The 21,736-nt window shown below is 71.1% G+C and carries 14 protein-coding genes, 1 tRNA gene and 3 pseudogenes; 7 read left to right on the top strand and 11 right to left on the bottom strand.

All coding sequences use genetic code 11. The features are described from left to right. Window positions 1-12 precede the first annotated feature (12 nt). The 3 genes from ACZZ0J_RS18060 (at window position 13) to ACZZ0J_RS18050 (ending at window position 2,025) form a co-directional block, all read left to right on the top strand. Window positions 13-837, top strand: a complete 825-nt coding sequence (locus tag ACZZ0J_RS18060) for an ABC transporter permease (RefSeq protein WP_416371912.1) — start codon at window positions 13-15, stop codon at window positions 835-837. Next, on the top strand, window positions 837-1,607 hold the full coding sequence (locus ACZZ0J_RS18055) for an ABC transporter ATP-binding protein (RefSeq protein WP_111085010.1): 771 nt from the start codon (window positions 837-839) through the stop codon (window positions 1,605-1,607). The genes ACZZ0J_RS18060 and ACZZ0J_RS18055 overlap by 1 nt, the downstream gene beginning before the upstream one ends. A 115-nt stretch (window positions 1,608-1,722) precedes the next feature. Beyond that, window positions 1,723-2,025 (top strand): hypothetical protein, encoded by a 303-nt coding sequence (locus ACZZ0J_RS18050; protein WP_111085009.1) that lies wholly within the window; start codon window positions 1,723-1,725, stop codon window positions 2,023-2,025. A 17-nt stretch (window positions 2,026-2,042) separates the two neighbouring features. On the opposite strand, the gene ACZZ0J_RS18045 is transcribed toward ACZZ0J_RS18050, so the two are convergent. The 5 genes and pseudogenes from ACZZ0J_RS18045 to ACZZ0J_RS18025 all read right to left on the bottom strand — a co-directional run. Further along, window positions 2,043-3,275 carry a hypothetical protein gene (locus ACZZ0J_RS18045; protein WP_463437911.1) on the bottom strand — a complete coding sequence of 411 codons (1,233 nt, stop codon included), beginning with the start codon at window positions 3,273-3,275 and terminating at the stop codon, window positions 2,043-2,045. 42 nt (window positions 3,276-3,317) lie between these two features. After that, on the bottom strand, window positions 3,318-4,226 hold the full coding sequence (locus ACZZ0J_RS18040) for a glycosyltransferase family 2 protein (RefSeq protein ID WP_463438226.1): 909 nt from the start codon (window positions 4,224-4,226) through the stop codon (window positions 3,318-3,320). A gap of 71 nt (window positions 4,227-4,297) precedes the next feature. Continuing rightward, window positions 4,298-5,119, bottom strand: a complete 822-nt coding sequence (locus tag ACZZ0J_RS18035) for a CDP-alcohol phosphatidyltransferase family protein (RefSeq protein WP_463437910.1) — start codon at window positions 5,117-5,119, stop codon at window positions 4,298-4,300. A 4-nt stretch (window positions 5,120-5,123) separates the two neighbouring features. Next, window positions 5,124-6,167 carry a glycosyltransferase family 2 protein gene (locus ACZZ0J_RS18030; RefSeq protein WP_463437909.1) on the bottom strand — a complete coding sequence of 348 codons (1,044 nt, stop codon included), beginning with the start codon at window positions 6,165-6,167 and terminating at the stop codon, window positions 5,124-5,126. Window positions 6,168-6,507: 340 nt separating this feature from the next. Further along, a pseudogene (locus ACZZ0J_RS18025) lies at window positions 6,508-7,329 on the bottom strand (S1C family serine protease); the annotation flags it as partial. 273 nt (window positions 7,330-7,602) lie between these two features. On the opposite strand from ACZZ0J_RS18025, the gene ACZZ0J_RS18020 reads away from it, so the two are divergent. Together ACZZ0J_RS18020 and ACZZ0J_RS18015 are read left to right on the top strand one after the other, a co-directional pair. Next, window positions 7,603-8,466, top strand: a complete 864-nt coding sequence (locus ACZZ0J_RS18020; RefSeq protein ID WP_463437908.1) for a hypothetical protein — start codon at window positions 7,603-7,605, stop codon at window positions 8,464-8,466. A 143-nt stretch (window positions 8,467-8,609) separates the two neighbouring features. Further along, window positions 8,610-9,811, top strand: a pseudogene (locus ACZZ0J_RS18015) (aminotransferase class I/II-fold pyridoxal phosphate-dependent enzyme). A gap of 130 nt (window positions 9,812-9,941) precedes the next feature. Here ACZZ0J_RS18015 and ACZZ0J_RS18010 read toward each other — a convergent pair. From ACZZ0J_RS18010 to ACZZ0J_RS17995, 4 genes and pseudogenes are all read right to left on the bottom strand, one after another. Further along, the gene (locus ACZZ0J_RS18010; RefSeq protein WP_463437907.1) at window positions 9,942-10,856 is read right to left on the bottom strand and encodes a carbon-nitrogen hydrolase family protein; all 915 of its coding nucleotides are present in this window, start codon (window positions 10,854-10,856) and stop codon (window positions 9,942-9,944) included. Window positions 10,857-10,979: 123 nt separating this feature from the next. After that, a tRNA-Met gene (locus ACZZ0J_RS18005) sits at window positions 10,980-11,056 on the bottom strand. Window positions 11,057-11,119: 63 nt separating this feature from the next. After that, window positions 11,120-14,136, bottom strand: a pseudogene (locus ACZZ0J_RS18000) (UPF0182 family membrane protein). Window positions 14,137-14,250: 114 nt separating this feature from the next. Further along, window positions 14,251-15,360, bottom strand: coding sequence for a YlbL family protein (locus ACZZ0J_RS17995; protein WP_323749176.1), 1,110 nt, complete (start codon window positions 15,358-15,360; stop codon window positions 14,251-14,253). Between the two features lie 152 nt (window positions 15,361-15,512). Here ACZZ0J_RS17995 and ACZZ0J_RS17990 point away from each other — a divergent pair, with 152 nt between their 5' ends. Continuing rightward, a complete protein-coding gene (locus tag ACZZ0J_RS17990) occupies window positions 15,513-16,964 on the top strand; it encodes a zinc-dependent metalloprotease (RefSeq protein ID WP_463437906.1) in 1,452 nt (483 codons plus the stop codon). A gap of 702 nt (window positions 16,965-17,666) precedes the next feature. Here ACZZ0J_RS17990 and ACZZ0J_RS17985 read toward each other — a convergent pair. Both ACZZ0J_RS17985 and nudC read right to left on the bottom strand, forming a co-directional pair. Next, window positions 17,667-19,577, bottom strand: a complete 1,911-nt coding sequence (locus ACZZ0J_RS17985) for an ATP-dependent helicase (RefSeq protein WP_463437905.1) — start codon at window positions 19,575-19,577, stop codon at window positions 17,667-17,669. Next, window positions 19,574-20,509 (bottom strand): NAD(+) diphosphatase, encoded by a 936-nt coding sequence (gene nudC, locus ACZZ0J_RS17980; RefSeq protein ID WP_463437904.1) that lies wholly within the window; start codon window positions 20,507-20,509, stop codon window positions 19,574-19,576. The genes ACZZ0J_RS17985 and nudC overlap by 4 nt, the downstream gene beginning before the upstream one ends. 129 nt (window positions 20,510-20,638) lie before the next feature. Here nudC and ACZZ0J_RS17975 point away from each other — a divergent pair, with 129 nt between their 5' ends. Next, entirely contained in the window at window positions 20,639-21,637 is a 999-nt protein-coding gene (locus ACZZ0J_RS17975) for a phosphotransferase (RefSeq protein ID WP_123294087.1), read from the top strand. The last annotated feature ends 99 nt before the right edge of the window (window positions 21,638-21,736 follow it).

Here is a 21,736-nt window from a genome sequence, read left to right as displayed (position 1 = left end):
CGAAGGGAAACCGTGACCACAGCGAGCGCGCCGACCGTGCCCGCGGCTGCCGCACCAGCGGCGACCCGGAGCGCCGGTCGGCGCTATCGTCATGCCCTCTGGCTGCTGACCGTCCGCGACCTCCGGGTCCGGTACTCGACGTCGGCGCTCGGGTACGTCTGGTCGATCCTCGACCCGCTCGTGATGTCGGCGATCTACTGGTTCGTCTTCACCCAGGTGTTCCACCGCGGCTCGGTCGGTGAAGACCCGTACATCGTCTTCCTGCTCTCCGCGCTGCTGCCGTGGATGTGGTTCACCGGGGGCGTCTCGGACTCCACCCGGGCGTTCATCAAGGAGTCGAAGCTCATCCGCTCGACGACGATCCCCCGCACCATCTGGGTCGCGCGGATCGACGCGTCGAAGGGCATCGAGTTCCTGCTGAGCCTGCCGGTGCTGGCGGCCTTCGCGATCGCGACGGGTGCGCACCTGCACTGGCAGGTCGTCTTCTTCCCGCTGGCGATCGTGCTGCAGTGCGCGCTGGTGTACGGCCTCGGCCTGATCGTGGCGCCGCTCGTCGTCTTCTTCCGCGACCTCGAGCGTGCGACCAAGCTCGTCCTGCGCTTCCTGTTCTACGCATCGCCGATCATCTACGGCACGCACGCACTGCCCGACGCCCTGCGCCCGATCGCCGCGGTCAACCCGCTCACCGGCATCTTCGGGATGTACCGCGCCGCGTTCTTCCCGAGCCAGCTCGACTGGTTCGAGGTCGGGGCCTCGGTGGTCATCACGGGCATCGTCCTGGCGATCGGCTTCGCGGTGTTCCGACGCAGCGAGCACCGCGTGCTGAAGGAGCTGTGATGACCGCCACCGACCAGACCCGACGCACCGAGACCGTCGCACCGGTGATCTCCGTGCGCGACGCCGGCATCTGCTTCAAGCGCAACCGGCGGGCGAGCCGCAACTTCAAGGACCTCTTCGCCGGACGCGGCCGCCGCAAGCGTGCCGACGAGTTCTGGGCGCTCCGCAACGTGTCGTTCGACGTCCGTCCGGGCGAGGCGATCGGCGTCGTCGGTCGCAACGGTCAGGGCAAGTCCACGCTCCTGAAGCTCGTGGCGCAGGTGATGCTGCCGGACGAGGGCCGGATCGACGTCGGGGCCGGTGTCGCGCCGCTCATCGAGATCACCGGCGGGTTCGTCGGCGACCTGTCCGTCCGCGACAACGTCTACCTCACCGCGGGCCTGCACGGCATGTCGCGCGCCGAGATCCGTGCCGCCTTCGACGAGATCATCGACTTCGCCGAGATCGCGGACTTCGTCGACACCCCGTACAAGCACCTGTCGAGCGGCATGAAGGTCCGCATCGCGTTCGCGGTGATCTCGCGGCTCGACGAGCCCGTCATCCTGGTGGACGAGGTCCTCGCCGTCGGCGACAAGGCCTTCCGCGAGAAGTGCTACAAGCGGATCGAAGAGCTCCTGGCCGGCGGTCGGACGCTCTTCTTCGTGTCCCACAGCGACAAGGACCTGCGCCGCTTCTGCGACCGCGGTCTGTACCTCGACAAGGGCCGGCTGCAGCTCGACGGCACCATCGAGGAAGCGCTGGCGCAGTACTCCGCCGACTACGGCGTCTGACCGGTCGGGTACTCCCCCTCCACAACCACGGCGCCACGGTGCCCCCTCCACAGCGACGGGTTCCCGGGGCTGCGCCGGGGGCCCACCGTCGGACCCTCCCCCTAGCGTTCCCCCCATGCACCACCCAGCACCCGCGTACGCCGTCCCGTTCACCATCGACCGCTCGCAGGCCCCGCGCCGGTACGACCTCGTCAACACCGGGGACGAACCGGTCGACGGCCTGACCCTCACCCACCTCGGCAACGGCTACAGCCCGCCGCTGGCGGTGCACCGGCTCGAACCGGGTCGACGTCTGTCCGTCGCCGTGTTCGGCGCGGATCCGCAGGACACCGGCGTCGTGATCGTCCGCTGGCGCCGTCCGGACCGCTCCGAGTACGTGTGGCGGATGTCACTGGTCGGTCAGGGGCTGCACCCGTGACCGTGTCCGGACGCGGCTCAGCGTTCGCCGCGCTCGGCAGCGACGGTGCGCCAGCGCTCCAGCAGCCACTCGACGGCGGCGTGGAACCTGGCCGTCGCGGCACCGGGCGCGGTGTCGCCGAAGTAGCGCGCCACCCACTGCTGCAGCTTGGCGAGCTCGGCGGCGTCCCCCACGGCGGCATCGATCCGCGCGAGCACCGACGGCGCGTCGGCCGCGGTCAGCCAGTTGGCATCGCTCAGGTAGCCGCGTTCGTCCACGTCGGCCCCCGGCGACACCGGGCGGGTCACGATCAGCGGCTTCCCGACGGCCAGGCGGTCGTAGATCATCGCGCTGATGTCGGTGATCGCCACGTCGGCGTCGGCCAGCTGCCAACCGAGCTCCCCGCCCTCGTCGTGGACGTGGTGCGCGGTCGGGTCGGCCGCGTTCGCCGCCGTGATCGCCGCGACGATCCGCTCGTGTGCCGTTCGGTACGCCGGGTCGAGCACACCGCTCCGCGGGTGCGGTCGGTACACCAGGCGGTGTCGGGGCGACGCGAGCACCTGCTCGGCGATGGTGGTGCCGTGGGACGCGATCGAGCCGTACGCAGCGGCGCCGCGGTCACCCTCCCACGTCGGTGCGTACAGCACGACGGTCCGGTCGTCGGCGGGGTACGGTGCCGCGCCGGCGAAGTGGTCGGCCTGTGGGCGGCCGATCGCGATGGTCCTGGCGTCGAGGTCGTAGTCCCACAGCGCCTCGGCGAGCCGGCCACGCGCGGCGTCCCCGGCGATCAACGCGTAGTCGTACGCCTTGAACTGGTTCGTCGTCATGTACATCTTGTCGCTCTCGCCGTGGTTGACGAAGACGTGCCACATGCGCCCGTACCGCATCATCTGGAAGTTGCGGGCGTTCTGGTTGACGTACAACACCACCTTCGGCGCCTGGGTCTCGACGAACTGCTCGAGGTCGACGACCTGACGGGCGTACACGGCGGGGACGGGCGACTCGTCGATGAGCGTGGTCATCGTGCCCGGGCTCCGCGCGATGATCGCGACCGGGTGCGTCTTCGCCAGTTCAGCGAGCGGCGCGTACCACTGGCGCACCTGGTACATGTTCACGGGGCCGTCGGCGAAGTACACCGCGATCTCGATCGTGCCGGGCGCCGGCACCGCGACCGAGGGCAGGCGACGGGCGAGCGCCCGGCGGCTCCGGCGCGAGGCGAGCAGGCGCTGGGCCAGGCGTACGGCGGTCCGCACGTCACTGGTGATCGGCATGGACTGTCTCCCGTTCTGCGGTGGCGGTGTGGGTCGGGGTGGTCAGACGACGGGCGGGCGCCCGGCGAGCGTCATCCGGGCGGCGGTCAACCAGCTCATCGGTCGGGCCGGTCCGCAGTCGGTGGTCCATCCTTCGCGGATGCCGGCGAACCACGTCGTCAGGCGCCTCGGGTGTCGCCACCAGCGCGCGACCTGGATCGCGGCCCACGAGCCGACGTAGAGCGGCCGGAGCGGTGCCGGCAGGTTCCGTCGGGCCAGCCACACCCGGTTGCGGGCGTTCAGGCGGTAGTACTCGGTGTGCCGCGCCGGGTCGATGGCCGGGTGGTGGGCGACCAGGTCGCCGGCGTACCAGGTACGTCGGCCGGCGTCCCACACGCGCCACGCGAGTTCGATGCCCTCGTGCGCGTAGAAGTACTCCGCGCCCCAGCCCCCGACGACCCGGTACACGTCCATCGGCAGCACGACGGCGCCCTCCCACACCGAGAACACCGGCGACGAGTGGTCCGGCTCGCCCTTGCGGATGCGCGGTACCCAGCGCCGTGGGTTCGCGGCGCCGGTCGGGTCGACCACGCGGGGCTGGAGCAATCCGAGCGAGGGGTCGCGTTCGAAGCGGCCGACGGCGTCCTGCAGGAACGTCACCGAGGGGATCGAGGCATCGTCGTCCAGGAAGAACACGTAGTCCCCGTCGACGACCTCGGCACCGGCGTTGCGGCCGGCCGGGATCCCGAGGTTCTCCGGCAGCGCCAGCGTCCGCACTCCGTCGGGCAGACCGGTCGGCTCCCAGCCGTTGCCGACGCAGACCACGTCGAGTTCGACGCCCTGCTGCGCGAGCACGCTGTCGAGCCCGCGGCGCAGGTCGTCGGGCCGGGTGCCCTGCGACAGGCTCACGACGGCGACGCGCGGTCGCTGCGGGTGCGCGACCGCGTGGCGACGAACGGTGCTCGGGGTCACGGTGCCATCGGGCACCGCGTCGTGGGGCACCGCGTCGTGGGGCACCTCGTCGTGGGGCACCGCGTCGTCGGTCACGCCTTGACCCGCTTGGACGCCATGATCGCCAGGAAGTGTCCGACGGTCGCCAGCACGGCCAGCGGCAGCAGCGCCCCGACCAGGATCCGGCTGGCGAGCGTGTCGCCGATCGCCAGTCCGATGAGCGCGAACAGGAACGCGAGCATGCTCAGCTCGACCGAGTGGTACAGGCGGTGGAACGGCAGGAACCGGGCCAGGCGGCGGAGCGAGGCGAGCTTCCGGCCGGACGGCGCGGTCGAGGCGTCGCGTCGGTCGACGAGCTTGTCGAGCCCCGCGTTCGCCCGGGCGACGTGCACCATGTCGTTGAGGGCCTTGTTCAGCACGATCACCAGGCCGAGGGCGCAGCCGATCGTGGTCCACATCCAGTCGGCACCGTGGATCGGCCAGGTGGCGGCCCGGATGCCCAGCGCGACCGGGATCAGTCCCTCGGTCGTGTAGTGCCCGACCTTGTCCAGGAACACCCCGGCGGGCGAGCGGGTGCCACGCCACCGTGCGACCTCGCCGTCGCAGCAGTCCACGAGCATCTGCAGCTGCCCGAGCACCAGGGCGAGCGCTGCGCCCCAGATGCCGGGGATGAGCAGGGCCGCGGCGATGCTCCACCCGACCAGGATCATCAGGCCGGTCACCTGGTTGGCGCTGACGCGGGTCTTCAGCAGCACCCAGGTCAGGTACGGCGAGACGTCGCGCAGGTACAGCGAAGCCGTCCAGTGCTCGGCGTTGGCGCGGGCGCGGACCTCGTCCGGCTGGGCGACGGCACGCAGCTCGGCGATCGACGTCGGGCGTGCGGAACCGCGGCCGTGGGAGGCGTGGTCGGTCATGGGGTCACCGTCCGGTGTGGGTGGTCAGCTCGGAGGTGCGGGTGAGGAACCCGATGATGAAACCGAGCCCCCATCCCACGTGGATGCAGGGCAGCACCACGAGCAACCAGAGGAAGGTCGCCACCCCGGACCGGCGCGCGACGGCGACCGACCCGAGGACGACGAAGAGCAGGTACACGGCCGGCACGACGAACCCGAGCAGCGCCCAGGCGACCGGGCTGCCGAGGGCTGCGCCGACGACACCGACGACGCCGGCGAGGATCCCGACGGCCATGGCCGCGACCATCGCGGGCGGCACGAAGTACCGCAGGCCGTTGTTCGCGGGGAACCGACGGGCGAGTTCGCCCCGCCACAACCCGGTGGCGACGAACTGCCGCACCAGGCGCTTCAGGCTCGGTCGCGGGCGGTACGTGACGACCAGCTCGGGCGTGAACCACACGGTTCCGCCGGTCTGGCGCAGGCGTCGGTTGAGCTCCCAGTCCTGGCCGCGCTTGATGCCCTCGTCGAACAGGCCGACCTCGAACAGGCGGTCGCGGCGGAAGACGCCGAGGTACGCGGTCTCGGCGGGGCCGGCGGTCCCACCGACGTGGTGCGGGGTGCCGCCGAGTCCGACGCGGCTGCCGTACGCCAGCGCGACGGCCCGCTCGAACGGGCTGCGGCCCTCGGCACGCATGATGCCACCGACGTTGTCCGCACCGGACTCGAGCAAGGTCCGGACGGCGATGCGCGTGTAGTCCGGGGGCAGCACCGAGTGCGCGTCGACGCGGACCACGACGGGGTGCACCGACGCCGTGATCGCGACGTTCAGTCCGGCCGGCGTGGACCCGACCGGGTTGTCGATCGCCCGGATGCGCGGGTCGGCCGCGCTCATCTCGGCCACGAGTTCGTTCGTGCCGTCGATCGAGGGACCGAGCGCGAGGATGACCTCGAACACGCCGGTGTAGTCCTGGTCGAGCAGGCTGGCGACCGCAGCGCGGACCTCGGTGACCTCGTTGAGCACGGGCATCACGTACGAGACGCCCGGCAGGGGCTGTCCGTCTGTCTGCATGCGTACCTCGGGGTGCTGGCTGGGTGCACGGGACGCACCGGGGCGGTGCCGCCCCGCAGAGCGACCATGAGCCTATCAAGACCCGAACCCGGAACCTGCGGGGCGCCCGCGACGCGACCCGCAGACGGACGGGAGGCCCGGCGCACGTCGTGCACCGGGCCTCCCGTCGTGTCCGTGGTGGCGTCAGCCCTTGCTGTCGTACGTGCCCAGGGTCACGTCCGCCTCGCGGGACTGCCCGTTCCGGAGGTAGCTGATCGTCGTCGACGCCGCCCGCGAAGTAGCGCACCTGCGCCGTCAGGTCGGTGGCGTCCGAGACGGTCGCCGATCCGATCTTCGTGACGACGTCGCCCTTCTGCAGACCGGCCTTCGCCGCAGCACCGCCGGACGAGACCGACTTGATGAGGGCACCCATCTGGGTCGCGCTCGCGTTCTCCGAGGCATCGCCGACCGTGGCACCGAGCAGCCCGTGCGTGGCCGAGCCCTTGTCCTTGATCTCGTTCGCGACCCGCTTCACCAGGTTCGACGGGATCGAGAAGCCCACACCGATGCTGCCGGCCGCCGAGTCGGACGACGACGAGCTGCCGGCCGAGGCGATGGCCACGTTGATGCCGATCAGCTTGCCCTTCGCGTCGAGCAGGGCACCACCGGAGTTGCCGGGGTTGATCGACGCGTCGGTCTGGATGACGGGCAGCGAGACCGTGGTGTTCGCAGACGAGCTGCTGCCGTTGTCGCCGTTGCCCCAGAAGTCGAACGGGCCGCTGCCGCCGTTGCCGCCCTCGTTCGAGTCGCCGCCCTCGCTGGGAGCGCTCGACGTGACCTGGATGCTGCGGTTCAGGGTCGAGACGATGCCGTCCGTGACCGTGTTCGACAAGCCCAGGGGTGCACCGATCGCGACCGCGGTGTCACCGACGTTGAGCTTCGTGGAGTCCGCGAACTCCATCGGCTTGAGGTCGGTCGCGTCGATCTTGATGACCGCGAGGTCGACCGTCGGGTCGGTGCCGATGAGCTTGCCCTCGTAGATCTTGCCGTTCGAGGTCGTCACGGTGATCGAACCGCTCGAGCTGTCGCCGTCGAGCGTCACCACGTGGGTGTTCGTGACGATGTAGCCGTCCTTGCTCATCACGACGCCCGAACCGGTGCCGGCCTCGCTGCTGGACGACACGTTGATCGTCACGACCGACGGCGTCGCCTGAGCAGCGACCGCGGTGACGACGGTCGCGGAGTCGTAGTCGTTGACCGTGAGGTTGCCGCCCTGCGACGAACCGGACGACGACGTGACGGTGCCGCCCTGCGACGACCCGGCGAGCCACCCGGCGCCGCCGCCGACCAGACCCGCGACGACCAGTCCGGCGATGATCGGCAGGACGAGCTTGCTGCGCCCGGAGCGGGTGGTCGTCGTGGTGGCCGCTGCACCCGCTGTTCCGTCGGCGAAGTAGTGGCCGTTGCGCTGGTTCGCGCCGTCCACGTCCCCGAAGGCGCTCGTGGCGGACTGCGGCGCCTGCGCCGACGCGGTCGCGTACTCCGACGAGGACGCGGGGGCAGCGGCGGAGGCCGGCTGGGCGTACTCGCCGTACCGCGGCTGGCCCGCGGTCGGCTGCTGGCCGTACTGCGGCTGCTGGCCGTACTGCGGCTGCTGGTTCTGGCCGTACTGCGACTGCTGACCGTACTGGGACTGCTGGTTCGGCTGGTTCTGGCCGTACTGCGACTGCTGACCGTACTGGGACTGCTGCCCGTACGGGCTCTGCTGGGACTGGCCGTACTGCGGCTGCTGGTTCTGGCCGTACGGGCTCTGCTGGGCCTGCCCGTGCTGGTTCGTCTGGTCGGCCGCCGGCTGCTGGCCGTACTGCGACGCCTGTCCGTAGGGCGAGGTCTGCTGGCCGTACCCGGCCGGCTGCTGGCCTGCATCGCGCTGCTGGCCGGCGTCGCGCTGCTGGTCGCCCGAGAGCGTCGGGTACGGAGCCGTGTAGCGGTCCGTGGGGTGGTCGGTCGCCGACGGGATCACGTCGGTGTGGTCGGCGTTCGTGGCGTCGTCGGACGGAGCCGCGTGCTGCGCGGCGGCGTCGGAGCGCTCGGCGTCCTTGGACTGCTCGGCGTCGTTGAACTGCTCGGCGTCGTTGAACTGCTCGGAGTCGTTCGGCATCGACGTGTTCCCCTTCGTGGCCGCTGCGGCGGCGTCCTCACTGGCGGCAGGCGATGCCGCATCGTCCGGACGGCGGTCGTCGCCCTGCCCGTTGGGCGTGGTGTCGGTCATGCTGGACGTGCTCCTTTCAAGCTCGTGCAGTCTGTCGCAACCACCTGAGCGGTGCTTCTGGCGACGCTGGAAGCATCCTCTGCCGATCTTATGCGTGGGCTGTGGGTCCGTCCCCGGATCGCCGTCGGACGGCCAGCTAGGTTGGGGTCCGTTCAGCGCGACACGTCGTCGCCGTCACCGGAGGGAACCACATGCGGCAAGCAGGACCCTGGTTGCGAGCAGCCGAGGGAGCGATGCTCCTGGGACCCGACGGCGTCCCGGCGCCCACCGTCTTCGCCGAGATGAGCGCCCTCGCCGCGAGCACCGGCGCGATCAACCTCGGGCAGGGCTTCCCCGACCAGGACGGCCCGGCCGAGGTGCTCGAGGCCGCGGTCCGCGCGATCAGGGACGGCGTCAACCAGTACCCGCCCGGCCGCGGGACGGCCGACCTCCGCACCGCCGTGGCCGAACACCAGCAGCGGTGGTACGGCCACGAGGTCGATCCCGACCGGCAGGTCCTGGTCACCGCCGGCGCCACCGAAGCCCTGGCCGCGACGCTCCTCGCCCTGGTCGAACCGGGCGACGAGGTCATCACGTTCGAACCGTTCTACGACGCCTACGGTGCGCTCGTCCGGCTCGCCGGCGGTACCCACGTCACCGTGCCCCTCACCGCTCCGGACTTCCTGCCGGACGAGGACACCCTCCGCGCCGCGTTCACCGACCGCACCCGCGTCGTGCTCGTCAACACGCCGCACAACCCGACCGGCCGGGTCCTGCCCGACGAGGTCCTGCGCACGATCGTGGAACTCGCGACGCGGTACGACGCCCTCATCGTCACCGACGAGGTCTACGAGCACCTGACGTTCGCCGTCCCGCACACGCCGATCGCGACCCTGCCCGGAGCCGCCGAGCGGACGGTCTCGATCTCGAGCGCCGGCAAGACCTTCAGCACCACCGGTTGGAAGATCGGTTGGCTCACCGCTCCCCGACGCTCGTCGACGCGATCACGACGGTGAAGCAGTACCTGACCTTCGTCAACGGCGCACCGTTCCAGCCGGCCGTCGCCGTCGGACTGCGGTTGCCCGACGCCGTCTTCGCCGGGATCGCCGCCGAACTCGCCGCCAAGCACGAGCTGCTCGCCTCAGGGCTCCGGTCAGCGGGCTTCGACGTCATGCGGCCGGACGGCGGGTACTTCGTGATCGCCGACACCGCGCCGCTCGGCTACGACGACGCACGGGCCTTCTGCCTCGAACTGCCCGCCCTGGCCGGGGTCGTCGGCGTGCCGGTGTCGGCCTTCGTCCGGCCGGACCACGCCGCGGGCTACCGGTCCCTCGTCCGCTTCGCGTTCTGCAAGCGGCGCTCCGTCCTCGAGGACGCCGCCGACCGCCTGGCACAGTTGGCCTCTGGCGCGTAGCGAGACGTCCCGCGCGTGAGAGGACGTTCCGCGCGTGGGAGGACGTCCCGCGCGTCGAAGGCCGGACGTTCCTGCTCCCCACGCGCGTTCCGGCATTGCAGGGCGACCGCGATGGGACGGAACGCGCCTGTCAGGGGCGAGCCGTGCCTCCTGGCTGGGCGCGCAGCGCGACGTCGTACCGGCGGAGTGCCAGCGACGGGTTGACCTTGCGGACCGCATCGGTCACGGCGGTGTCGACGGTCGCGACGAGCGTGCCGGGCGTGGAGCCGGCCGACGCCACGGCGACACCGGAGGGGTCGAGCACCACCGAGGCGCCGATGCCGATCGGGGGCGTCTGGCCGACACCGACGACCCACACGGTGTTCTCGATCGCCCGCGCGGCGAGCAGGGTCCGCCAGTGGTGCTCCTTGCCAGGGCCGCGCACCCATTCGGCCGGCAGGACGACGACGTCGGCCCGACCGTGCTCGGGTGCCGCCAGCCGCCGGGTGACCTCGGGGAAGCGCAGGTCGTAACAGGTCTCGAGCCCGATCCGGAGGCCTTCGAACTCGAAGACCGGCAGCTGCTCCGGGTCGCCGGCTTCGATGCGGTCGGACTCCCGCGAGCCGAAGGCGTCGTAGAGGTGCACCTTCCGGTAGGTCGCCGCGAGCTCGCCGGTGGGGAGCACCGCCACGAGGGTGTTGCGGAAGCGCGTGGGGCCTGCCGCGGCCGCCGCGTCGGACGTTGATGCGTCGGACTTCGCTGCTTCCGTCGTCGCTGCGTCGGTCGTCGCTGCTTCCGTCGTCTCGGCGATCCCGACGATCAGTGCGACACCGGTGTGGCGGGCGATGTCGCGGAGCCCGGAGACGAACGGGCCGTCCAGCCGTTGCGCTGCGGCAACGAACCGGTCGTCGATGTCGGCGGTGAAGTACGACGAGTACTCCGGCGTGACGAGCAGGGCCGCTCCCCGCGCCGCTGCGTCGGCTGCCGCGGCCCGGACGGTCTCGAGGTTGGCTGCCGGGTCGTCCACGGGAGCGAACTGTGCGGCGGCGATCGTGAGGGTGCCCATCCGCCGAGCGTACTCGGCGGTATCCGGCGCCCTTGGGTGCGCTCTGGCATGCACGAGTCCAGGGAGGCGTCCGCGAACGAGGAAAGCCCCGGTCCTTTCGGACCGGGGCTTCCATGTGACGCTTGGTTGCGGGGGCAGGATTTGAACCTACGACCTCTGGGTTATGAGCCCAGCGAGCTACCGAACTGCTCCACCCCGCGGCACATTGAATAGCCTACACACGGTCGTGGCGGGGCACAAATCGTGTGCCCCGCCACGGCGTGTCAGCTGCCGTCTTCGGCCGCGGTCGCGGCCTCGATCGCGTCCTGCAGGCGCTTGTCGGCCTCGGCTGCTGCCACCAGATCGTTGTCGGCGTAGGCGTCCTGACGGTCCTGCAGTGCGGCCTTCGCGTCGGACAGCGCCTTCTGGAGCGCGTCGTTGTCGACGGTGCCCGAGCCGGTCGAGCCACCGGTCGAACCGGAACCCGAGTCGGAGCCGGAGCCGGCGTCGGACGAGCCCGAACCGGAGTCGCTCCCCGAACCACTGGCATCGGAGTCTCCGGCAGCAGCACCCGAGTCACCGCCGAACAGCGAGTTGAGCGCCTCGTCGAGGGTGTCCTCGAACGCGATCTTGTCGCCGAACGCGACGAGCACCTTCTGCAGCAGCGGGTACGAACCGCTCGACGTCGACTGGACGTACACGGGCTGCACGTACAGGAAGCCGCCGCCGACCGGCAGGGTGAGCAGGTTGCCCTGCTTCACCGTCGAGTTGCCGCGCTTCAGGATGTTCAGCTCCTGCGACACCGTGGTGTCCGAGTTGAACAGGTTCTGCACCTGCGCCGGGCCCGGGATGTTGTCGGTCTTCGGCATCGTCAACAACGTGAGCTTGCCGTAGCCCGACGCCTTCTTGCCCTTGCCCGCACCTCCCGCGTCGGAGTCGGCGGCCAGGTACCCGGTCAGCACGTTGCGGTTGTTCGCCCCGGCCGACTGCTGGGGGATGTAGGTCGTGTACAGGTTGTACGCGGTCTCCTGCCCTGGCACCTTCATCGTCAGGTAGTACGGATCCTGCAAGTTCGCCTTGCTCGCGGTGGTCGTCGTCTGCGCGCCCAGGGCGTTCGTGGTCGTCGACGTGTCAGCGGCGCTCGCATCCGTGTCGGTCGACCCCGTGGTGGTGGGCTCCTGCGGCGTGTTCCACGCGTCGTCACCCGAGTAGAACGAGTTCGCGTTCGTCACGTGGTAGGTGCCGAGGATCGACCGCTGCACCTTGAACAGGTCCGTCGGGTAGCGGACGTGGTCCAGCAGCTCGGCGCTCATGCTCGACACCGACTTCACCGACGTCGGGAAGATCTTCTCCCACGTCTTCAGCACCGGGTCCTTGGTGTCCCACGCGTAGAGGGTCACCTTGCCCGTGTAGGCGTCGACCGTGGCCTTCACCGAGTTGCGGATGTAGTTGACCTGGTCGGTGCGGTACGCCGAGGACTCCGAACCGGCGATGCTGTCCGACAGGCTCTGGCTCTGCGAGTACGGGTAGGCATCGCTCGTCGTGTAGCCGTCGACGACCCACTGGATGCGGTGGTCGACGATCGCCGGGTAGGCGTCACTGTCGACCGTCAGGTACGGAGCGACCTTCTGGACACGCGTGATCGGGTCGCGGTCGTAGAGGATCTGCGAGTCCTTGTTGACCGCGTCCGACAGCAGGACCTGCTCCGACTGGAACTTCGCCGCGTAGACGAGTCGGTTGAAGAAGTTGCCCACACTCGGTCCGCCGTCGCCGGAGTACGTCGTGGTGGCGTTGCCGCCGTTGTCGTCGTCGGAGCCGGACGGGTAGTCGAGCTCGACGTCCTTCGAGCCCTTCGGCGCGCCCACGATCGAGTACGCCGGCGAGGTCTCGCCGAAGTACACGCGCTGCTGGAAGTCACCCAGCGCGCCGTTCGAGGGGATGCCCGACTCGAGGAAGACCGGCTTGCCGTCGCTCGCGCGCTGGTTGCCGAAGGCCGCGGTCACGCCGTAGCCGTGGGTGTACACGAACGCCCGGTTGTACTGGGTGTTCGCGGCCGAGCTCAGGCCGTCGAGGTCGATGTCGCGCACCGCGATGACGGTGTCCTCGGTCTCGCCCTTGACGTCGTAGCGGTCGACGTCGAGCTCGTCCGGGAACTGGTAGTACTGCCGGTACTGCTGCAGCTGGCTGAAGGTGTCGGAGACGATCTTCGGGTCGATGAGGCGGATGTTCGCCGTCGTCTGGGCGTCCTGCGCGAGGGCGCCGGAGCTGGCCTCGGTCGTGGCGTCGTAGTTCTGTTCCTTGACGTCGGAGACACCGTAGGCGTCACGCGTGGCCTTGATGTTCCGCTCGATGTACGCGGACTCGTACGTACGTTCCGAGGGCTTGACCTGCAGGCGCTGGACGATCCAGGGGTAGATGCCCCCGATGACGATCGCGGCGACGAGCAGCAGGCCCGTGCCGACGATCGAGATGCGCCAGCGGCCGATCACCGCGGTGACGATGAACAGGATCGCGACGATCGCCGCGATGCCCGCCATGATCTCGCGACCCGGGATGACCGCGTTGACCTCGGTGTACTGGGCACCGGTGATGAGCGAGTTCGACTTGGTGAGCGCCGCGTACTGGTCGAGCCACAGGCTGACGGCCTGCAGCGCGATGTAGAGCGCGGCAGTGACGGCGAGCTGGATGCGCGCTGCTCGGGAGATCCGGACTTCACGTCCCCGAAGCGCAGCGCGCCGTACAGGTAGCAGGCAGCGAGGGCGGCGAGCCCCGCGATCAGGACCACGGCCGACGAGTACGCCACGATCGAGCGCCAGAACGGCAGCTCGAAGACGTAGAAGCCGATGTCCAGGCCGAACTGCGGGTCCGTCTTGCCGAACAGGGTCCGGTTGAAGTACTCGAGCACCATGCTCCAGCGCCCCGAGGTCGACAGCCCGGCGAAGATGCCGAGCACCACCGGGATGCCGATCATGACGGCGCGGCGCAGCGGTTCGATGACCTGCTGGTACCGGTCCAGCTGCGAGTTGAGCTTCGCGTAGACCGGGCGGTACCGGAAGGCCAGTCCGATGCTCAGGAAGACCGGGATCGCCATGCCCAGGAAGCCCGCGATGAACATCAGGGTCCCCGCGATCCACCGCGTCGTGAGGACCTGCTGGAACCCGAGCTGCGCGAACCACGCGTAGTCGGTGTACAGGCTGGCGAAGATGAAGAAGCCGATCACCAGTGCGGCCAGCACGATGATCGTGACCACGATCGGGACCCGCGGCGAACGCCGCCCCGAGGTGGACGAGGTTGTCGTCACTTGATGTGCTCCAGACGTGTCGGACCGGCGGGCCCGGCTCGCGGCGGGCCGTCAGTGCACTGATCCTATTGGACCGGGCGGACTGTGAAACTGTGCGAGGACTCAGGAACCCGGTCAGGAACCGCAGCGGGCGAGCTTCGCGGTGCTCTTCCCGTCGGCGATGGTCTGCAGGTCGGTGACGGCCTGGTCGAGCGTCGACACCTTGTAGACATCGAGCCCGTCCGGCACGTGCCCGACGACCTCGCCGCAGTTGTCGGCCGGGGCGAGGAACACCGTCGCTCCCGCTTCCCGCGCCCCGTAGAGCTTCTGCCGGATGCCGCCGATGGCTCCGACCTCGCCGTCGGCGGTGATCGTGCCCGTGCCCGCGACGTGCTTGCCGCCGTTGAGCTTGCCTGGTGTGATCTCGTCGATGATCCCGAGCGCGAACATCATGCCGGCCGAGGGGCCGCCGACGTCCTGCAGCTTGATCGAGACGTCGAACGGGAAGTCGTACTTCTCCGTGACGCCGACACCCAGGAGCGCGGTGCCCTGCTCGTCGCGCGGGGTCACCCGGACGTCCTTCGTCGCACCGTCGCGCTCGATCGTGACGGTGGCCGGGGTCGAGGTGCCGTGCTTCGCGACGAGCTCCCGCAGCGAGGTGGCGTCGGCGTTCGTCGTGAGCGAGGTGCCGTCGAAGGCCGTGATGACGTCGCCCTTCTCGATCGGGCCGTCAGCAGCCGAACCCTTCTGCACCGTGCCGACCTCGAGCTCCGTCGGCAGGTCGTTGCCCTGCTGGATGAGTGCTGCGGCCACGGCGGACTGCTGCGACGCCTGCATGTCGGCGGAGTCCTGCTGGTTGACCTGCTCGGTGGTGGTGCCGGTCGGGTAGATCGCCTCGACCGGGATCACGGCCTCGGACTTCGTGAAGATCGCCCGGACGACGCTGGTCCACGACGGACGGTTCGTCGCGTCGCCCTGGATGCCGACCGTCAGCATGTCGAGCGCCCCGGCGGTGGGGTAGGTCTCGTGCCCGGAGACCTGGATCAGCTTGACGTCCTTCGCGTCCTTGCCCGTGCCCTGCTTCTGCGTCCCGATGGTGTTGTAGACCGGTCCGGGGACCTCGATCAGGTACGGGCTCGGCAGCACGCTCGCCAGGATCCCCAGCACGACGGCGCCGATCACGAACGCCCACCCGACGGTCCTGGCACGCGAACGACGACGGGGCGCGGGGGCGAAGAGGGTCACGCGGGGTCCTTCCAGGGGCGGTCGCCGGGCCTGACGGCAGGGCGGTCGTCCTCGCCGTGCGGCGGGACTGTTCGCCCTCGGCGCAGCGGTTCGGGCGTTCCCACGGGGGCATCCCAGGTGCGGCCCCGTGAGCAGCGATTAGCGTAGTCGGCATGCCTGATGAACCACAGCCGGGGCCGGACGACGACTTCCAGGAGATGCTGCGCAAGCTGCTCTCGGGCGAGGGCCAGATCGACCCGTCGCAGCTCGCCGGTGCAGCCGGCCTGCCGAACGACCCGGCCTTCGTCGCGAACCTGATGAGCCAGCTGCAGCAGGCCGCGCAGTCCGGCGGCGACGGCATCGACTTCTCCGCAACCGCCGAGCGCGCAACCGCGATCGCCCGGGAGGGCGGCCACGCCGTCGACCCGGTGGCCTCGCAGGCGGCCGACCAGGCGTTCCAGGTCGCCGCCCTCTGGTTGGACGAGGTCACGACCGTGGCCGAACTCACCGCGACCCCGAGCCTGTACACGCGGGAGCAGTGGGCGAAGGCGACGGTGCCGGTGTGGACCCAGATCGCCGAGCCCGTCGCGTTCAGCATCGCCGATGCCCTGACCGAGGCCATCGACCAGCGTGCTCCGGAAGAACTCAAGGCGATGCTCGGCGACGTCTCGAAGGCGATGCGCGGCGTCGGCGGGGCCCTCTTCGCCATCCAGCTCGGCCAGGTCGTCGGCCAGCTGTCGAAGGAGGTCGTGTCCGGCGGTGACGTCGGTGTCCCGCTGCTGGACGAGCAGGTCGCTGCACTCCTGCCGCAGAACGTGGCCGAGTTCGCCGAGGGACTCGACGTCTCCGAGGACGAGGTCCGCATCTACCTGGCGGTCCGCGAACTCGCCCACGCACGGCTCTTCCGCTCGGCGCGATGGCTGCGACTGCACATCATCTCGTCGATCACGGACTACGCACGGGGCATCCACATCCCCTTCGACCGCGTCGAGGAGCTCGCCGCGGACATCGACCCGACCAACCAGGAGCAGCTGCGGGACGCGCTCGCCTCGGGTGCGCTCATCCCGCCGCGCACGCCCGAGCAGGACGCTGCGCTGGCGCGTCTCGAGACCATGCTCGCGCTCGTCGAGGGCTGGGTCGACACGGTGACCGCCGCCGCAACCGTCCGGCTGCCGAAGAGCGGCGCCATCGCCGAGATGGTCCGCCGTCGCCGGGCAGCCGGAGGACCCGCCGAGTCCGCGTTCGCGACGCTCGTCGGCCTCGAACTGCGACCCCGCCGTCTGCGCGAGGCCGCCGCGATGTGGCAGCGGGTGACGGACGAGCTCGGTGCCGAGCAGCGTGACGCGCTCTGGTCGCACTTCGACCTGGTCCCGACGTCCGACGACGTCGACGCGCCGGACGCCCTGGTCGCCCGACTGCGGAACCCCGCGCAGACGGAGGAGGACGACGCGTTCGACAAGGCGCTCGAGGACCTGCTCAACGACGCCACCGGCGCCCGTCCGCACGAGGACGAGTCCGGCCGGATCGACGACGGCGCCCCGGGCACCGACGGAACCGGCACCGACGAGAGCGGCCCCGACAGAACGGGCACCGACGAGGACCGCCCCGGCGACCAGCCCCGCTGAGTCCGGCCCCGCCGAGTTCTCCACAGATCCACCACCCGGCCCCACGCGTGCCCCCGACTCGGGCACCGTGGGGTCATGGGCATCCGCATCGATCCGACACTCGAGTTCGTCTGGCGCGACCCGACGACGGTGCAGCTCGGGGTCGATCCGCCTCGTGCCGTCGTCGACGTCCCGACCACGGGCGAGGAACGGTTCCTCAGCGCCCTGCGGCGTGAGACGGGGCGCGAGGCCCTGAGCGGCCTCGCCGTCACCTCGGGCTGCCCACCGGACGTCGCCGCGCGCGTGCTCGGTGCGGCGTCCCCCGCGGTGATCGACGTCCTGCCCGAACCGCTCGAACGGGTCGAGGTGCACGGGGCCGGCGGGTTGGCGGACACGATCGCGGCACACCTGTCCGGCGAGGGTGTGACCGTCGCCCGGACCTCGTCCCCGCGGGGCGGCCCCGTCGACCTGCCGGAGCACGAACCCCGGCTCGCCGTGGTGGTCGCCGACCACGTCGTCGACCCGGCGCTCCGCGCCGCCTGGACCCGCAGGGGCGTGCCGCACCTGGCGGTCGTGGTGGGCGACGGCCGCATCCGCCTCGGGCCGTTCGTGGTCCCGGGGGCCGGCCCGTGCCTCCAGTGCGCCGAGTTCGCACGCGTGGACGACGACCCGGCGTGGCCGGCGATCGCGTCGCAGCTGTGGGGACGACCACCGTCGACGCTGTCACCGTGGCGGTCCGCCGCGGTGGCCGCGGCCACCACCCGGCTGCTCGTGCAGCGCCTGCCGCTCCGGTCGCAACGTGCCGACCCGGACCAGGTGGTGTTCGACCGCGACGACCTGGCCGTCAGCCGGTGGTCGGTGCCGCTCCATCCGCGGTGCGCGTGCCGAGCGCTGCCAGGAACCGACTCGGAGCGCGGGCTCCCCACGCGTGGAACCCTGTCTCGACCACGTGATCGTCACGGTCCGCCGGGCGCGGGTCAGGCCGACGTAGAACAGGCGCCGTTCCTCGTCAACCTCGGTGTCGGTGGTGGCGTGCGAGATCGGCAACAGGCCCTCGGCGGCACCGGCGATGACCACGTTCGGCCACTCGAGGCCCTTGGATGAGTGCAGGGTCGCCAGGGTCACGGCGTCGACCTCGGGCTCGTGGTGGGTCGCGGCACGGTCCACCAGGTCCTGGGTGAACTGCTGCATGGTCGTCCCGGCAGGGGCGTCCTCGGCCAGGCCCATGATCGCCTGCAGCGCTTCCCACTGCTCGCGGACGGCGCCGGTGCCCTCGGGGGCGGTCGACGTCCACCCGCTGACCTGCAGCACGAGGCGGACACGGCGGGTCAGTTCGTCGTCGGTCTGCCGGATCGCCTCGCCGCGCATGTGGTGCACCGCGAGCTTCACCTCGGGCCGGTTGAAGAAGCGCGTGCCGCCCTGCACCCGGTAGGGGATGCCGTTGCGGCCGAGCGCGGACTCGAGGGCCGCGGACTGGGCGCCGACGCGGAACAGCACCGCGCAGTCGCCGTACGACGCTCCGCCGGCGACGAGTTCCGCGATCCGTCTGGCGATGGTCTGCGCCTCGTCGCCGTCGTGCACGCACGGCACCACGACGGGTTCGGGGCCGGCCTCGTCCGTCTGGGCGACCAGGTCGAGCGCGCCCGGTTGCCCGCGCATCAGGGCGTTGGCGGCGTGCACGACCTCGCGGGTGGAGCGGTAGTTCCGCTCGAGTCGCACGACCGAGCCGCGGGGGAACTCCGAGCCGAAGCCGAGCAGGTAGTCGCTCGACGCACCGGCGAACGAGTAGATCGTCTGGCTGGCGTCGCCGACGACGCACAGGTCGTCGCGGCCGCCGAGCCAGGCCCGCAGCAGGTCGTGCTGCACGGGCGAGACGTCCTGGTACTCGTCGACGACGAAGAACCGGTACTGCTGCCGAACGTAGGACGCCACCCGCGGCTCCGACTCGACCATGCCGAGCGTGGCGAGCAGGACGTCCTCGAAGTCGAGCTGTCGGCGGTCGTCCTTCAGGCGCTCGTAGGCCTTCATCAGGTCGATCACCCGGCGCGGTGAGGTGTCGCGCGGCATCACGCGCTCGGCGGCGGCGGCCTCGTACTCCTCGAGCGAGAGCATCTGCACCTTGCGCCACTCGACCTCGGCGGCCAGGTCGCGCAGCACCGGGGTGTCGACCGACATCCCGACGGTGTCCGCGGCGTGCGCGATCATCCGGCCCTTGGACTCGACGATCTTCGGTGCGTGCCCGCCGACGGTGTCCGGCCAGAAGTAGCTGAGCTGCGCCATCGCCGCGGCGTGGAAGGTCCGAGCCTGCACCGTGCCGGCGCCGAGCGAGCGGAGCCGCGACCGCAGTTCCCCGGCGGCGCGGGTGGTGAACGTCAGCGCGAGGACGTGGTTCGGCGCGTAGGTGCCGGTCGCGACCCCGTAGGCGATGCGGTGGGTGATCGCACGGGTCTTGCCGGTGCCGGCACCCGCCAGGACCGCGACGGGGCCGAGCAGGGTCCGGGCGACGGTGCGTTGCTCGGTGTCGAGAGCGGCGAGGAGTTCATCGGGCGACGGCGGACGGACCTCGGCCGAACCGGCTGACCCGGCCGAACCGGCTGCACCAGCTGGCACCGGCCCACGACCAGCGCTGCTCACGGCAGGTCCAGCGGCCCGCCGTACCACTCCTCGATGATGGCGCGGGCGATCGAGGTCCGACCGGGCAGCAGCAGGGTGTCCCCCGCACGCTCCCGGATGTCCTCGCGCGAGAACCAGCGCACGTCGAGGATCTCGACGCCGTCGGGCCGGGCGGTCGACGGGCCGCCGTCCACCGCGCGGGCACGGAAGCCGACCATCAGCGACGCGGGGAACGGCCACGGCTGCGAGCCGAGGTACTCGGGCTCCTCGACGTGCACGCCGGACTCCTCGAAGACCTCGCGGCGGACGGCGTCCTCGAGCGACTCGCCCGGTTCGACGAACCCGGCGAGCAGCGAGTAGCGGTTGGCGTCCCACGCGGCGTTCGAGCCGAGCAGGATGCGGTCGTCGGCGTCGACGACACCGACGATGATCGCGGCGTCGGTGCGCGGGAAGTGCTCGTGTCCTTCGGGGTCGCGGCGGACCCAGCCGCCGGTGACGACGTCGGTCGCGGACCCGGTGCGGGGCGAGAAGCCGTGGACGGCGTGCCAGTTCGCCATCGCCACGGCCTCGACCGCCAGGCCCTGGTCGCGCGGGGACAGCTCGGTGCCGAACATGCGCAGGCTCTCCCACGCGTCGTCGGACGGTTCGATGGCCGACGCGGTGGCGTCGTCGACGAGGGCCGCGACGAAGCGGGTGCCGGCGAGGGCGTCGGCAGCGTCGGACACGGCGCGGCCGAGGTACAGCGTCACGGTGCCGTCGGGCACCTCGGCCGCGGTCACGAACCGCAGGGTGCCGTCGGCGTTCCGGAGCATCTCCGAGCCGTGCACCGGCAGGTACCGGGTCGCGGAGTCCTCGCGCAGGACCCGGTCGAGGTCCGGCGTCGTGCGGAACTCGGCGTCGCGGTCGAGTTCGTTGCGGGACAGCGGGAGCCGGGAGGCGAACTCGACGGTCACGGCAGAGGGCTCCTCGGTTCAGGTGCAGGCGAGGCCTGCGGGCAAGGCGTGCGGCAAGGCGTACTGGGAAGGCTTCGGGAACAGCGTGGCGTGCACCGGCGCAGCCGTCACGCACCTACCCTGAGGGGCATGGCGGGATCCCAGTTCACTCTAGCCGCGTTGGCGACGACGGCCGTGCCCGGTCTCGTCGTCACGGGCACGCGCACGCTCGGCTCGGCCGCGGCCGGCGACTACGAGTCGGCTCTCCTCCGCGACGCCGACGGCGCCCTGACGGTCATCCGACGTCCCCGGAACCAGCGGGCGGAAGCCCGGCAGTCGGCCGACCTCGTCGCGATCCGTGCGCTGAGCGCCGGGATCCGCACGCGCCTCCCGTTCGGTGTGGCCGAGTACCGCGGTCAGGCGCCGATCGGATCGACCCGCGCCATCGTCACCACCCGGCTGCCGGGCGCGCACCCGACGCTCGCGTCGTTCGCCGAGCGCCCCGAGCTCGCCACGAGCGTCGGCCGCGCCCTCGCCGCGATCCACCAGCTGCCGACGAGCTTCGTCTCGGACGCCGGCCTGCCGTCACTCACCCCGTTCGAGGTGCTGCGCTCCGCCGTGTCCGTGATGGACCGCGCCGTCGCCACCAAGCTCGTGCCCGCCGCCCTGGTCGAACGGTGGGAGGGTGCCGCGCGCGACCAGCAGCTGTGGCAGTTCACCCCCACCGTCGTGCACGGATCGATCGGCACCGGCGTGCTGCTCGTCGACGGCGACGCCGTCAGCGGGATCCTCGACTGGGGCGAGCTCCGACTCGGCGACCCGGCGAAGGACCTCGCCTGGGTGCTCGCCGGCCGACGCGACGCCTTCGACACCGTCCTGAGCGCCTACGAGGCGAACGGGGGCGGACGCGACCGCCAGCTCGCGCAGCGCGCCCGCGTGCACCACGAACTCGAGACGGCGCACTGGCTGCTGCACGGCGTCCAGGCGAAGAGCACCGAGGTCGTCGACGACGCGGTCGCCATGATGCACCGGCTGGTCGACGCGGTGCACGCGCCGAGCGCGGAGCCGCTGCAGTCGGTGTCCCCCGAGACGATGGAGATCGGCGAGGTCGAGCAGTTGCTGTCGTCGACCGAACGCCGACACGGCTGACCCCACGCGTCGGCCGGGCGGCCGACGACGGTCGCACGGGACGCGGTGTCCGCGACCGCCTGGAGGCCCGGTGCCGGTCCGGCGGGCCGGCACCGGGCC

The organism is Curtobacterium sp. AC272 (assembly GCF_979258155.1).
The sequence above is the reverse complement of the archived record's forward strand: the minus strand, read 5'-3'. Positions and strand labels throughout refer to the sequence as shown.